Origin of the sequence: Mesorhizobium sp. dw_380 (assembly GCF_018588885.1) — a bacterium.
Taxonomy (GTDB): Bacteria; Pseudomonadota; Alphaproteobacteria; order Rhizobiales; family Rhizobiaceae; genus Mesorhizobium.
On the sequence record NZ_JAFFIW010000002.1, the window covers coordinates 1 to 12681 of the forward strand.

Consider the following 12681-nt stretch of genomic DNA (forward strand, 5'->3'; position numbering starts at 1 on the left):
CCTACTGCCCTACTGCCCTACTGCCCTACTGCCCTACTGCCCTACGCAGCGTCGATCTCGGCCTGTAATGCATCCATATGCGTCGCCGCCGCAGCTGCCGCGGCGCGCTCGATGGCGCGGAAGCGGCTGACCACCGCCAGGCCGACCGCAGTCAGTTGCGCGCCGCCGCCCTTGCGGCCGCCGGTCTGCGCCGCCACCAGCGGCTTGCCGAACACCCGGTTCATGTCCTCGACCAGGTCCCAGGCGTGCTTGTAGGACATCTCCATGCCGCGCGCCGCGGCCGAAATCGAACCGAAGGCGGCGATCTGCTCCAGCAGCTCGACCTTGCCCGGACCGATTCGACCGTCGGGATCGAGATTTATCCGCAAGCTCAGCGACGGCATTTTTACTCCTCCGCGATCACCCCGGCCTTGCTATCAAAGTTGCCTCGATGTCAAAGCTGCGTTGGCGATACCGTTATTCCAAATCAATATAGCGGTGATCGCCGCACCTGTCAGCCATCGACCTCGAGCGGCAAACCGGCCCCGGTGTTCGCCCGGTCGAAGCTCACCGTCTTGACCACTGCGAAAACCTTGCCGCCGAGCCGCAATTTCAGTGCTTGCCGCGACTGCTCGGTGATGCGGGCCAGAACCGTTGCGCCGTTGCAGTCGATGCCAAGCTCGACCGTAGGACCCCCGCCCGGACGGATCGCGACGATCGTGCCGGGCAGGATGTTGAGTGCGCTGAGGCCCGTCGGCTCTTCGGTGGCGATCATCACATCGCGGGCACGGATGCGGATGCGCACCGGCGCTCCCGCCGCCACGGCCAGTCGCGGCACACGAATTTCACCGGCGGCCGAGCCGAGCACCGTCATGCCGAAAGCCTCGTCATGACGCAGCACTTTCGTGTCCAGCACAGCACCACCCTCGCCGCGCTCTTCGGCCGGCAGCAGGTCGAGCCTTTGCATGACGGCCTCGATCGAACCGCTGGCGACGACCTTGCCTTGCGCCAGCATCACCACGTCGCTCGCCAGCCGCGCCACCTCGGCGACCGAATGGCTGACATAGACGATCGGGATCTTCGTCTCGTCGCGCAGCCGTTCGATATAGGGCAGGATCTCGGCCTTGCGCGCATCGTCAAGCGAGGCCAGCGGCTCGTCCATGAGCAGCAATCTGGGGCTGGCCAGCAGCGCCCGGCCGATCGCCACGCGCTGCCTCTCGCCGCCCGACAGCTTTGCCGGCCGCCTGTCCAGGAGCGGAGCGATGCCGAGCAGGTCGACAACGGCATCCATATCGGCGTAGCGCTCGGCTGCCGGCGTGAACCAGCGGCCATAGCGCAGATTGCTGGCCACGCTCATATGCGGAAACAGCCGCGCGTCCTGGAACACCATGCCGATGCGGCGCCTGTGCTTCGGCACGAAAATGCCGGCATCCGCGTCGACCAGCACGCGGCCGTCGACCGCGATGCGCCCCTTGTCTGGCCGGATCAGCCCCGCGATCATGTTGATCAGCGTCGTCTTGCCCGACCCCGACGGGCCGAACAGTGCCGTCAGCCGCCCGGCGCTCTCGAAGCGGATGTCGATGGCGAAATCGCCAAGCCGGTGGCCGATGTCGACAAGAACGCTCATTCGATGTCCATCCGCCGGCCGACGCGCCGCGCCAGAACTTCCGAAGCGACCAGTGCCGCCATCGAGATGACGATCGAGATCAGCGTCAGCCGCAGCGCGCCTTCATCGCCGCCCGGCACCTGTGTAAAAGTGTAGATGGCCGACGGCAGCGTCTGCGTTTCGTTGGGGATGTTGGAGACGAAGGTGATCGTCGCGCCGAATTCGCCCATCGCCTTGGCGAAGGACAGGATGGCACCGGCGATCAGCCCGGGCAGGATCAGCGGCAGCGTGATGGTGCTAAACACCCACAGCGGGTTGGCGCCGAGCGTTCCCGCCGCCGCTTCGATTTTGCGGTCCACCGCCTCGATCGATAGCCGGATCGCCCGCACCATCAGGGGGAAGCCCATGACGCCGCAGGCAAGTGCCGCACCCGTCCAGCGAAACGAGAAGACGATGCCGAAATGCTCGGCCAGGAAGACACCGGCCGGGCCGCGCTTGCCGAAAGACAGCAGCAGCAGATAGCCGGTCACCACAGGCGGCAGGATCAATGGCAGATGCACCAGCCCGTTGAGCAGCGTCTTGCCCCAGAACTTTGCTCGGGCAAGCAGCAGCGCGATCAATATGCCCGGTGGCAGGCTGAAAAGCATCGCCACCGTCGCCACCTTGATCGACAGCCGGACCGCATTCCATTCGTCGGGAGTGAGGTCCAGCAGCCAGTTCATGGTGCGATATCAGGGCCTTTCGAATTCAGTTGCTCGGCGAGAGCACGGTGAAGCCCTGCTCCTTGAAGAGCGCGCCGGCCTTGGCGGACTGCAGGCACTTCAGGAAGGCCGGCGTATCCTTGTCCTTCGAATCGGCGGTCTGGGCAACCGGATAGATGATCGGCGGATGCGAATCCTCCGGGAAGGTTCCGACCACCTTGACGCCTTTTTCGGCATGAGCATCAGTGGCGTAGACGATGCCGAGCGCCGCCTCGCCTGTTGAAACCAGCTTCAGCGCCGCACGCACATTCTCGGCCTGCGCCACCTTGCCTTCGACCGAAGACCAGACGCCGAGCGATTCCAGTGCCGCCTTGCCGTACTTGCCGGCGGGCACCGCCTTGAAGTCGCCCATGGCGAGCCTGCCGTCGCCGACCAGCTTGGCGAGGTCAAAACCCTTCTCGATCTTGGCTTTATCAGTCGAATCCTTCGGCGCCACCAGCACGATCTCGTTGCCGAGCAGCTTCACCTCGGTGTCGGGCTTGATCAGCTTCTTGTCGGAGAGATATTTCATCCAGTCGAGGTCGGCCGAGATGAAGACGTCGGCCGGTGCGCCGCCCTCGATCTGCTTGGCCAGCGCCGAACTCGCGGCATAGGAGATCGTCGCAGCCTCGCCGACATCGGCCTCGCAGGCCTTGTTCACCGCGTCGAGCGCGTCCTTCAGGCTGGCCGCCGCAAACACCACGACCTTGCCTTCCGCGTGCGCGGCCGGCACCGCCGCCATCAGCGTCGCCGCAAAACCGCTAATGGCGATCGCCCTCAACCCGAAACCTTTGCGCGTCATCGAAAACTCTCCCTGGTTGTGAAAATCCGATCGGCTCGAAGTCAACCGATATATCCGCCTGGATATAACAAGGGAAGGCCGGCATCTTGCGAAAACGCCTCTGCGGCACCGATTGTTCTGATAGGACGAACACGAAACCCTCGAAAAGGAGAGCCCAATGAAGATCAGCGCTCGCAACATCCTCAAGGGAACGATCACCGAGATCGTCAAAGGCGCCACCATCTCGCATGTCCGGATCGACATCGGCGGCGGCGCCATCGTCACCGCGTCGATCACCAACGAGGCCGTTGCCGACCTGAAGCTCGAAAAGGGCAAGCAGGCCTATGCCGTGGTCAAGGCCTCGGACGTGATGGTTGGGGTCGACTGAGGCCTGTGGCTCAAACGGCGATCGGCGCCTTGATCGACGCATCGGCGACGTAGTTTTCCAGCCGGAAATCCTCGAAGCGGAAGGCGAACAGGTCCTTCACGTCCGGGTTGATCCACATCGTCGGCAGCGCCCTTGGCGTGCGCCGCAACTGTTCGCGCGCCTGTTCGAAATGGTTGGAGTAGAGATGCGCGTCGCCGAGCGTATGGACGAAATCGCCCGGCTTCAGCCCGGTCACCTGCGCCACCATCAGCGTCAGCAGCGCGTAGGACGCGATGTTGAACGGCACGCCGAGGAAGATATCGGCCGAGCGCTGGTAAAGCTGGCAGGAAAGCCGGCCCTCGGACACGTAGAACTGGAACAGGCAGTGGCAGGGTGGCAGCGCCATCGCTTCCACCTCGGCCGGGTTCCAGGCCGAGACGATCAGCCGCCGCGATTGAGGATTGCGGCGTATCTCCTTCAAAAGATTCGCGATCTGGTCGATCGAGCCGCCGTGGCCGTCCGGCCAGGAGCGCCACTGTTTGCCATAGACCGGGCCGAGGTCGCCATTCTCGTCGGCCCATTCGTCCCAGATGGAAACGCCGTTGTCGGTCAGATATTTGATGTTGGTGTCGCCGGCCAGGAACCACAGGAGTTCATGGATGATCGACTTCAAGTGCAGCTTCTTGGTGGTGGTGACCGGAAAACCGCGCGCCAGATCGAAACGCATCTGGTAACCGAAGACGGAGCGCGTCCCGGTGCCCGTGCGGTCGCCGCGATCGGCGCCGTTTTCCAGCACATGCTGCAAGAGGTCGAGATACTGGCGCATCGGTTCCGGCTCGATTCGAGTACAGATAATATAGCTGCCCGATGGGCGGCCGAACACCTCAAAATGCTGCAAGCATCGCTTGCCCCATCACTCTCCCCCAGCGCTTGCGCCGCCCCTCATTGCCCTGCCGGGCATTTCTCCCCGTATAGTGACGGGGAGAAAGGTGCTGGCCTTGACGTCGGCGCCCTGCTTGCAACGCTGGCGGTTGGCGAAATCGCCTGCAACAGCGTCCTTCTCCCCGTTCACGGGGAGAAGATGGCGGCAGCCAGATGAGGGGCCGCGCTGACGCCTAGTGAAGTGAAGGTCAACCTGAACCGACTGCCCAGCCCCGCGTCAGCCAGTTGGTGCGATCGTCAGAGCGAGCCGAGCTTGCCCAGATCCTTGGCCACCAGATAATAGAAGGTCACTCGACCCTTGCTGTGATCCGCGGCCATCGCCTTGCAGGTCTTCTCGATCGCGGCGTCGGCTTTCGCTCCGTCGCTGACGCCGAGCTTCTTGACCACCCAGTTCTCCTTGACCCGCTCCAACTCCTTCGGGTCGGTGCAAGACACCAGCGAGGAATCGCGGTTTCTCAGCGCAATGCCCAGATGCTTGACGATCTTCTCGACCGCATCGGCATTTGCCGCGGCGTCATACTTCTTCACATCCGCAAGATAGTCGGCCATCAAAATTCCCCTCGTCGGCGCCACGGATCCGATCGATGAGGGCTGTGGCGCGCTTCGCAACTTATGCGCTCGGTCGGTAACTCCTCACCGCGCAAAGCTTCGGTTGAGACCGCACCCAAGTCAACCCTCGGCAGCGCGGTTTTGGCACGGGACAAAGTGCCATTGCGGCCTTTCATTTTCGATGAACGGCCCCTATATTCGGTTTGTCGGCTTGACCGACTATGGCGATAAATGGGCGATGAAATAAGCCGTTCGGACCCGGGGGCGGTACCCGGCGCCTCCACCATAAGCCGCTGTTGAGGACAGAGCGGTTTTTGCTGGGGGCGAAATAGGATCGACGAAGGTGTAAAGATCGTACTTTTGCCCGGCATTGTACCACCGTTATCGGGCTAAACTTATAGTTGCCAACGACAACTATGCGGAAGCACGTCTCGCTGCTTAATGCAGTGCGATAGCTTCAAATCAAGCCCTAGGGGTTCGCACTTCTAGGCGGGGTTCGGAGGTACCTGGCAACAGAAACCTCCACTTCTCCCCCTCCTTCAATCCGCATCACGCATAATGGCAGGCTTTTGCCGGCCCGACTTGGCACGAGCCGCGAAGCCGCTGCGTCGCGCGTCTTTTTCCGCATGAGCAAAAAATGCGAAACGATTCCGATCGATTCTTCGTGCTGGGCGAGCAGGATTCCGCATAAAAAAGGCCGGGAAAACCCGGCCTTTTCATGTGCTTGCGAGCAGCGCCTATTCCGCCGGTGCCTCGACCGCCTCGCGCGAGCGGCCGAGCGTGACCTTCGCCAGCGTGAACGAAATCACGGCACAGAGCGTGATGCCGGCGACCATCGGCAGCGGCGTGCCGTCGAAGAACACGCCGGCCACACCCATGGCGAGCGCGCCAATGGCGAAGTGCAGCGTGCCCATCAGCGCCGAGGCGGTACCAGCGATCTCGCCATGTTCTTCCATGGCCAGCACAGAAGTGGTCGGGATGACCAGGCCGAGGAAGCCGTAACCGACGAACAGCAGTGCCGCCATCACGTCGAGCCGGTCGACGCCTGTCGCCATCACCGCGAACAGCACGACCATCGTCGACGCGTAGCCGGTCACCGCGACACGCACCACGCGCCGCAGCCCGAAGCGCTCGGCCAGCAGTCCCGTCAGCTGCGACATGCCGATGAAGGCCACCGCATTGATCGAGAAGAACACGCTGTAGACCGAAGGCGACAGCCCGTAATGGTCGATCAGGATGAAGGACGAGCTCGACAGGTAAACGAAGAAGCTCGCAATGCCGAAGCCGGCGATCGCCACCAGGCCAAGGAAATTGCGGTCGCCCATCAGGAAGCGGTAGCCGGCAAGCGCGGTCCCGAAGGAGGAACCGACGCGTTCTTCCGCCGGCCGCGTCTCCTTGAGCGAGGTCGCGAGCAGGATGGTGGCGAGGGCTGCCGCACCGGTCACCGTCCAGAACACGGCGCGCCAGCCGAAATTCTCGATGATCTGGCTGCCGGTCAGCGGCGCCAGGATCGGCGACACCGAAAACACCAGCATCAGCAAGGACATCAGCTTGGCGGCCTCATTACCGGTGTGCAGGTCGCGCACGATGGCGCGCGGCACGGCCATGCCGGCACTGGCGCCAAGGCCCTGCAGGAAGCGGAAGGCAATCAGCCATTCGATGGTCGGGCTCATTGCCGAACCGATTCCGCCGACCATGAACAGCGCAAGCCCGCCATAGAGCGGCAGTTTGCGGCCGACCATGTCGGAGATCGGCCCGACGACGATCTGGCCGAAGCCCATCGAAAGGAAGAAGATCAGCAGGCTCATCTGCACGGCGGCCGTACCGGCGTGCAGATCCTCGCCGATCGACGGCAAGGCGGGAAGATACATGTCGATCGCGAACGGGCCGATGGCCGACAACAGGCCGAGCACGACCGCGATGCGGAGGAATTTGGGACTCATGATATTGGCTTCTTTCGAATCTGGTTGCCGCCGCCGGGCGACGTCTAACCCCAGGACGTTCCATCCCATGAGATTCCGACTCGCCAAGAGCGAATTCTCTTCGTCTCTTCCGGAGCGAAACCTCTTTGTATCGTGTCCACAAATTTAGACACTCTTGTCTAAATCGTCAATCACCTCTATATAGTTTTTCATGAGACCGAGCGTTTCTCCTGACATTTTCCCGCCACGCGGCCATGAGGCCAAGCGCCTGTCGATCGTCGACGCCGCCGCCGGTGTGTTCTGCCGGGAGGGCTTCGCCGGCGCCAATATCGATCTGATCGCCGCCGAGGCCGGCGTTTCGCGCCAGACCGTCTACAACCACCATGGAGACAAGGAAAAGCTCTTCATGGCCGTAGTGCGCGACCTCACGGAGCGCTGCAATGCCGGTATCTTCGCCACCATCGCCACCTTTCCTGACCAGCCGGGAGATCTCGAGGCCGACCTGATCGGCTTTGCCGTGCGCCTGAACCAGAACTGCATCTGCAACCGCGACGGAAAATTCCTGCGCAAGCTGATCCAGACCGAAGGCGAGCGCTATCCCGAATTGTTTGCCGAGTGGCGCGAACATGGGCCGGGCAGGACATGGCCGGCAATCGCTGCCCGCTTCGCCCGCCTCGCCTATGGCGGCTATCTCACGATCGACGACCCCGACGTGGCGGCGCGCCAGTTCCTCGGCCTCGTCAATGCCGAACTGCAGACGACCTTCATGCTCGGCGGCACGCCGTGCGAGGACGAGGTGGTGCAGTCGGCGACAAATGGCGTGCGCACCTTCCTGCGCGCCTTCGGCAGGCGCCCTTCCCCAGCCAATGTGAAAAAGCAGGCCGCGCTAGCCCACGCCTGATGATCGTGCCTGCGAGGCAGCTTCGCCGATCAAATCGTTGGCAATAGTCCTCGCTTCGACGCGGCGGCGGTCTATATGCGGTTTACGCCGCGCTCAAGCTTGATTACAGCTATGCGGACGATTCAACGGAACCCGACCACCACATGGCCGACGACCACATCCGCTACGACATTCTGGCCCAGGAGGCGTTGCGCGGCGTCATGCGCAAGGTTCTGGCCGAAGTCGCGCGCACCGGCCTCCCCGGCAACCATCATTTCTTCATCACCTTCCTGACCGGCGCGCCGGGCGTGCGCGTGTCGTCGCGGCTGCGCGAGCGCTATCCCGAGCAGATGACCATCGTCATCCAGTTCCAGTATTGGGACCTGAAGGTGACCGACACCGGCTTCGAGGTCGGCCTGTCCTTCTCCGACGTGCCGGAGAAACTCGAGATCCCGTTCTCGGCCGTGCGCGGCTTCTATGATCCCTCGGTCAATTTCGAACTTGAGTTCGACGTCAAGACCGATGCTCAGCCCGACGAGGAACCGGCAACGCCAACAGCCGAGCCGCTGACCATCGTCTCCGAGAAAAAGCCGAAGGCGGACAAGAAAGCCCCGGCCGCCGAGCCGGAGAAGAAGCCCGCCGCGACCGACGCCGGCGCCAAGGGCGCCGAAGTGGTCTCGCTCGACGCTTTCCGCAAGAAATAGGCCGGCGGTTCGCACCATGGCCGACATCGTCAATCTCCGCCTGGCCCGCAAGCAGAAGGCACGGGCCGAGAAGGTGCGCATCGCTGAACAGAACCGGGCCCTGCACGGCCGCACCAATGCAGAGAAGCAACGCGACCGCGTCACCGCCGACAAGGCCGAGACATTTGTCGCGGGGCACCGCCGCGAACCATCGGGCGCTGAAGACGACCAATGAGCGTGTCGGCGTGAACGCGGTCGAAAAACGCTCGGTGACCATTCGCGGCCACCGCACCAGCTATTCCCTCGAAAAGCCCTTCTATGAGGATCTCGTCGCCATCGCGGCGGCCAGAAAGCTGACGCTCGCCGCTCTTGTCGCCGAAGTCGACGAGACGCGGCCTCGCGACACCAACCTGTCCTCGGCGCTAAGGCTTCATGTCCTGGAATGGGCGAAGCGCGAGACGAGCAGCTAAAGGCTCTCGACCGCGTCCGTCTTTTTCCCGCGCCTGGTGCCGAAGCCAAGCAAGGTCGAGCGATCGCGCTCCTCGGCCTGCTTCCTCGAGCGCACGCGCATCATATCCTTCCAGCCGACATAACCGACCAGTTGCTGGTTTTCGCGGGCAACGACAGGCAAATGCGACACATTGGCCATCAACAGCTTGTCCGACAGGCCTTCCAGATACTCGTCGGGATAGGCGAGCGTCATCTTGCTTCCGGCAAGCAAGTCTCCGAGCGTCGTCGTCCTGTGCTTGCCGGTGCGTCTCCAGCGCAGGATCGCCGGCGGATCGATCAGGCCGAGCACCTGCCTGTTCTCATCGACTACCGGGAAGCTCGGATGCCGCGTCTCCGGCGCGGTCAGGAAGGCCGCCGCGCCATGCAGCGTCATCGTCGCCGGCACGCTCTCGACCTGCGACGTCATCACCTCGCGCACCCTGGTCAGCGCGAAGGGATCGACGCGATATTCGCGAACCAGATGATGTCCCCTTCTGGCGATCTTCTCGGTCAGGATCGAGCGCTTCATCAGAAGCACGGTGACGGCGTGCGCCGCGGCACAAGCCGCGATCAGCGGCACCAGCACATGCGTGTTGCCGGTCAACTCGACGGCGAAGAAGGTCGCCGTCAGCGGCGCCCGCATCGTGCCGCCCATCGTGGCGGCCATCGCCAGCAGTGCCCAGAGGCCCGGATCTGCCGCCGGCAGGAAACCGGCGAGCACCGCCCCCATCGCGCCGCCCATGATCAGGAGCGGTGCCAGCACGCCTCCCGATGTTCCCGAACCAAGCGCCACCGACCAGATGATGGCCTTGATCACCAGCAGGATCAGCGCCGCAGTAGCGAGCGTATGGCCGTTCAGCATGTCTGAAATGTTGTCATAGCCGACACCGAGCGCCCGCGGCTCGATCAACCCGCCTATGCCGACCACCAGGCCGCCAAGCATCGGCCACCACATCCAGTGGATGGGCAGCTTCTGGAAGCCGTCCTCGCAGGCATAGACCATCTGCGTCAAAAGCCCCGACAGCAGGCCGGCGCAGATGCCGACCAGCACCCAGCCGCCAAGCCCGGCGAACGACACGGCCATGCCGCCCTGGAACGGGAAGATCGGCCCGGGCAGATGCAGCAGGGTGCGCTCGACCTCGGCGATAACAGCCGCGACTGCCACCGGAATGAAGCTGCGCGGCGTCCATTCGAAGAGCAGCAGTTCGACCGCCAGCATGATGGCGGCGATCGGCGTGCCGAAGACGGTGGTCATGCCGGCCGCGGCCCCTGCCACCAGCAGCGTCTTGCGTTCGTTGTCGCTGACCGGCAGCATCTGCGCGATCAGCGAACCGATCGCGCCGCCGGTCATGATGATCGGACCTTCGGCGCCGAAGGGACCGCCGGAGCCGATCGAGATCGCCGAAGACAGCGGCTTCAGGATCGCCACCTTGGCGTCGAGCTTCGAGCGCCCGAGCAGGATCGCCTCGATGGCCTCGGGAATGCCATGACCGCGGATCTTCTCGCTGCCGTATCGAGCCATCAGACCGATGATCAGCGCGCCGATCACCGGAACGACGACAGCGGCAAGCCCAAGCGACGTGTCCTGCAGCTTCAGCTCGGCGAGCGAGAACTGGCCGAAATAGGCAATGTTGGTGGCAAGCCGGATCAGCTTCAACAGCGCGATGCCGGCAAACAGACCCGCCGTGGCGACCACGACGGCTATGGCGGCAACCAGCAGCACTCTGGCGTCGGTTGTAAAATCCCTGAGATGATCGGGATTGGGTTGATGGGTCTTCATGATGTTTTGCTTCCTGGCACCGGGCCGAATCTCGGACGTGCGGCACGGTCGAAAGGGCCAGCCGGATTGTCGGCTGGCTATGTATCGTAACACGATATATCTGTTCAAGCCGAATTTGCTCGAAATCCATTTGAGCTTTCGCCCGAAAACGAACACATGTCAGACATGACGCAACCCAGGAAGCCTCGCCCCGCCATCAAACCGGCCGACTACCAGCGGCTGTCGGAGTTTCGCTACCTGATCCGCCGCTTCCTCGAATTCAGCCAGATCCAGGCGGAAGACGCCGGGCTGACGCCGCGCCAACACCAGGCGCTGCTCGCGATCAAGGGGTTTCCAGGCGCCGGACCGGTAACGATCGGCGACCTGGCGGAACGCCTGCGCATCCGCCATCACAGCGCAGTCGAACTCGTCAACCGCCTCGGCGAGGCGGGGCTGGTCGTACGGGACCAGGACAAGGACGACCATCGCCGTGTGCTGCTGCGGCTGACCGAGCGCGCCGACGATTCGCTAGCCGAGCTGTCGGCGGCGCATCTCGACGAACTCTCCCGCATCGAGCCCATGCTGCGGCGCCTGCTCGACCGCGAGTGACACCTCGGCATCTTGCGCGTGGTGACATATTTTCACGGCGCCCGCATCCTTTGCTCTCTTCGCAACGTCTAGCCGATGAGAGCTTCAAGGGGCGCAGGCAGAGGAAGGCCAGAGATGAAACGCCATCTGATACGCTACAAGACGAAACCGGAACGGGCCGATGAGAACGAGCGGTTGGTCAAGGCCGTTTTCCAGGAGCTGCGCGACAAATCGCCGGACGGCGTTCGCTACATGACATTGCGATCCGGCGATGGGACATTCGTCCATTTGGTCGAGACGGAAACCGATGCGCATTCCGACATCATCACCGGACTGGCCGCATTCGAGGCATTTCAAAGCGGCATCAGGGATCGTTGCAGCGAACGTCCGCAGCGCGACGAGATGACAGTTGTGGGCAGCTACCGGATGCTGGATGAGTAGCCGAGGACATCGCAGAGGCTCATGAACATTCCCATTCCCGGCGAGCATCACGAGCTTTTCGAACGCCTGTTTGGGGAATTGCGCCCCAAGCTGCACCGTTACTGCGCCCGTATGACAGGCTCGGTCATCGACGGCGAGGATGTGCTGCAGGAGGCGCTGGCCAAGGCGGTCGGAGCTTTGCCAGATGCCGGACCGATCGCCAACCCGGAAGGCTGGCTGTTTCGCATCGCCCACAATACGGCGCTCGATTTCCTGCGCCGCCGCGCCCGTGAAAAGGTCTATTCCGATGAGGATCCGGACATGATCGTCGACCTGGTGAACCCCACCATCGATCGTCAGGCCGCGGCTGCCGGGCTGCACACCTTCATGCGCCTTCCCGTCGCGCAGCGCAGCAGCGTCATCATGATGGACGTCCTGGGCTACTCCCTGCAGGAGATCAGCGCCACGCTCGAAACCAGCATCCCGGCCATCAAGGCGGCGCTGCATCGCGGCCGCGGTCGGCTGCGCGAGCTTGCGGACGAACCGGACGACCGCCCTGTTCCGAGACTGAGCGCCGGAGAGCGTCTGCTGCTCAATGCTTACATCGATCGCTTCAACGCCCGCGATTTCGACGCGGTGCGTGACATGCTGGCCGAAGAGGTACGGTTGGAACTGGTGGCCAGGACAAGACTCAACGGCCGCAAGGAAGTGGGCACCTATTTCGGCAACTATTCCCGCGTGCAGGATTGGCGCCTCGTGCCCGGCTTTGTCGAAGACAGGCCGGCAATCCTCGTCCGTGATCCCAACGACCCGACGGCGCGCCCGACCTATTTCATCCTGTTGTCCTGGCAGGACGGCAGGCTTGCCGCCATCCGTGATTTTCGCCACGCCCGCTACGCCGCCGACAGCGCCGAACTATTGGTTCTTTGAGACGATTCCGGACGGGAAGACCTACTGCCCTACTGCCCTACTGCCC

The 12681-nt window shown here is 63.2% G+C and carries 16 protein-coding genes and 1 other RNA gene; 9 read left to right on the forward strand and 8 right to left on the reverse strand.

Annotated features, from left to right (window positions below; all coding sequences use genetic code 11):
• Positions 1-41 precede the first annotated feature (41 nt).
• The 4 genes from JT360_RS01680 to modA form a co-directional block, all read right to left on the reverse strand.
• The gene (locus tag JT360_RS01680) at positions 42-383 is read right to left on the reverse strand and encodes a winged helix-turn-helix domain-containing protein (protein WP_214469758.1); all 342 of its coding nucleotides are present in this window, start codon (positions 381-383) and stop codon (positions 42-44) included.
• Between the two features lie 110 nt (positions 384-493).
• On the reverse strand, positions 494-1606 hold the full coding sequence (gene modC / locus JT360_RS01685) for a molybdenum ABC transporter ATP-binding protein (protein ID WP_214469759.1): 1113 nt from the start codon (positions 1604-1606) through the stop codon (positions 494-496).
• Positions 1603-2307, reverse strand: coding sequence for a molybdate ABC transporter permease subunit (gene modB / locus JT360_RS01690; RefSeq protein ID WP_214469760.1), 705 nt, complete (start codon positions 2305-2307; stop codon positions 1603-1605). The genes modC and modB overlap by 4 nt, the downstream gene beginning before the upstream one ends.
• 25 nt (positions 2308-2332) lie before the next feature.
• Complete coding sequence (modA, locus tag JT360_RS01695) at positions 2333-3127, reverse strand: molybdate ABC transporter substrate-binding protein (protein WP_214469761.1); 795 nt, start codon at positions 3125-3127, stop codon at positions 2333-2335.
• Positions 3128-3284: 157 nt separating this feature from the next.
• On the opposite strand from modA, the gene JT360_RS01700 reads away from it, so the two are divergent.
• Positions 3285-3494 carry a TOBE domain-containing protein gene (locus tag JT360_RS01700; RefSeq protein WP_214469762.1) on the forward strand — a complete coding sequence of 70 codons (210 nt, stop codon included), beginning with the start codon at positions 3285-3287 and terminating at the stop codon, positions 3492-3494.
• Positions 3495-3504: 10 nt separating this feature from the next.
• Here the strand turns inward: JT360_RS01700 and JT360_RS01705 are convergent, their stop codons facing one another.
• On the reverse strand, positions 3505-4299 hold the full coding sequence (locus tag JT360_RS01705) for a thymidylate synthase (RefSeq protein ID WP_214470098.1): 795 nt from the start codon (positions 4297-4299) through the stop codon (positions 3505-3507).
• A gap of 353 nt (positions 4300-4652) precedes the next feature.
• On the reverse strand, positions 4653-4964 hold the full coding sequence (locus JT360_RS01710) for a DUF2853 family protein (RefSeq protein ID WP_214469763.1): 312 nt from the start codon (positions 4962-4964) through the stop codon (positions 4653-4655).
• Between the two features lie 166 nt (positions 4965-5130).
• Here JT360_RS01710 and ssrA point away from each other — a divergent pair.
• Positions 5131-5491, forward strand: a transfer-messenger RNA (tmRNA) gene (gene ssrA, locus JT360_RS01715).
• A 210-nt stretch (positions 5492-5701) separates the two neighbouring features.
• On the opposite strand, the gene JT360_RS01720 is transcribed toward ssrA, so the two are convergent.
• Positions 5702-6907, reverse strand: a complete 1206-nt coding sequence (locus JT360_RS01720; RefSeq protein ID WP_214469764.1) for a multidrug effflux MFS transporter — start codon at positions 6905-6907, stop codon at positions 5702-5704.
• 190 nt (positions 6908-7097) lie between these two features.
• On the opposite strand from JT360_RS01720, the gene JT360_RS01725 reads away from it, so the two are divergent.
• From JT360_RS01725 to JT360_RS01740, 4 genes are all read left to right on the forward strand, one after another.
• Complete coding sequence (locus JT360_RS01725) at positions 7098-7787, forward strand: TetR/AcrR family transcriptional regulator (RefSeq protein WP_214469765.1); 690 nt, start codon at positions 7098-7100, stop codon at positions 7785-7787.
• Positions 7788-7930: 143 nt separating this feature from the next.
• Positions 7931-8470: an SspB family protein gene (locus JT360_RS01730; RefSeq protein WP_214469766.1), complete on the forward strand. Its 540-nt coding sequence runs from the start codon at positions 7931-7933 to the stop codon at positions 8468-8470.
• A 16-nt stretch (positions 8471-8486) separates the two neighbouring features.
• Positions 8487-8684, forward strand: coding sequence for a DUF4169 family protein (locus tag JT360_RS01735; protein WP_214469767.1), 198 nt, complete (start codon positions 8487-8489; stop codon positions 8682-8684).
• 10 nt (positions 8685-8694) lie between these two features.
• Positions 8695-8919: a ribbon-helix-helix domain-containing protein gene (locus JT360_RS01740; RefSeq protein ID WP_214469768.1), complete on the forward strand. Its 225-nt coding sequence runs from the start codon at positions 8695-8697 to the stop codon at positions 8917-8919.
• On the opposite strand, the gene JT360_RS01745 is transcribed toward JT360_RS01740, so the two are convergent.
• Positions 8916-10718, reverse strand: a complete 1803-nt coding sequence (locus tag JT360_RS01745) for a chloride channel protein (RefSeq protein ID WP_214469769.1) — start codon at positions 10716-10718, stop codon at positions 8916-8918. The two genes, JT360_RS01740 and JT360_RS01745, sit on opposite strands and share 4 nt — an antisense overlap.
• 156 nt (positions 10719-10874) lie before the next feature.
• Between JT360_RS01745 and JT360_RS01750 the strand changes: the two genes are divergently transcribed.
• From JT360_RS01750 to JT360_RS01760, 3 genes are all read left to right on the forward strand, one after another.
• Positions 10875-11306 (forward strand): MarR family winged helix-turn-helix transcriptional regulator, encoded by a 432-nt coding sequence (locus JT360_RS01750; RefSeq protein WP_214469770.1) that lies wholly within the window; start codon positions 10875-10877, stop codon positions 11304-11306.
• Positions 11307-11420: 114 nt separating this feature from the next.
• The gene (locus tag JT360_RS01755; RefSeq protein ID WP_214469771.1) at positions 11421-11726 is read left to right on the forward strand and encodes a hypothetical protein; all 306 of its coding nucleotides are present in this window, start codon (positions 11421-11423) and stop codon (positions 11724-11726) included.
• 21 nt (positions 11727-11747) lie between these two features.
• A complete protein-coding gene (locus tag JT360_RS01760; protein WP_214469772.1) occupies positions 11748-12635 on the forward strand; it encodes a sigma-70 family RNA polymerase sigma factor in 888 nt (295 codons plus the stop codon).
• Positions 12636-12681 lie beyond the last annotated feature (46 nt).

Coding starts and splice junctions, on each gene's coding strand:
- JT360_RS01720 (WP_214469764.1), bottom strand. CDS start 6,907: ATGAGTCCCAAATTCCTCCGCATCGCGGTCGTGCTCGGCCTGTTGTCG.
- JT360_RS01755 (WP_214469771.1), top strand. CDS start 11,421: ATGAAACGCCATCTGATACGCTACAAGACGAAACCGGAACGGGCCGAT.
- JT360_RS01760 (WP_214469772.1), top strand. CDS start 11,748: ATGAACATTCCCATTCCCGGCGAGCATCACGAGCTTTTCGAACGCCTG.
- JT360_RS01680 (WP_214469758.1), bottom strand. CDS start 383: ATGCCGTCGCTGAGCTTGCGGATAAATCTCGATCCCGACGGTCGAATC.
- JT360_RS01750 (WP_214469770.1), top strand. CDS start 10,875: ATGTCAGACATGACGCAACCCAGGAAGCCTCGCCCCGCCATCAAACCG.
- JT360_RS01705 (WP_214470098.1), bottom strand. CDS start 4,299: ATGCGCCAGTATCTCGACCTCTTGCAGCATGTGCTGGAAAACGGCGCC.
- JT360_RS01725 (WP_214469765.1), top strand. CDS start 7,098: ATGAGACCGAGCGTTTCTCCTGACATTTTCCCGCCACGCGGCCATGAG.
- modB (WP_214469760.1), bottom strand. CDS start 2,307: ATGAACTGGCTGCTGGACCTCACTCCCGACGAATGGAATGCGGTCCGG.
- JT360_RS01730 (WP_214469766.1), top strand. CDS start 7,931: ATGGCCGACGACCACATCCGCTACGACATTCTGGCCCAGGAGGCGTTG.
- JT360_RS01710 (WP_214469763.1), bottom strand. CDS start 4,964: ATGGCCGACTATCTTGCGGATGTGAAGAAGTATGACGCCGCGGCAAAT.
- JT360_RS01700 (WP_214469762.1), top strand. CDS start 3,285: ATGAAGATCAGCGCTCGCAACATCCTCAAGGGAACGATCACCGAGATC.
- JT360_RS01735 (WP_214469767.1), top strand. CDS start 8,487: ATGGCCGACATCGTCAATCTCCGCCTGGCCCGCAAGCAGAAGGCACGG.
- modA (WP_214469761.1), bottom strand. CDS start 3,127: ATGACGCGCAAAGGTTTCGGGTTGAGGGCGATCGCCATTAGCGGTTTT.
- JT360_RS01745 (WP_214469769.1), bottom strand. CDS start 10,718: ATGAAGACCCATCAACCCAATCCCGATCATCTCAGGGATTTTACAACC.
- modC (WP_214469759.1), bottom strand. CDS start 1,606: ATGAGCGTTCTTGTCGACATCGGCCACCGGCTTGGCGATTTCGCCATC.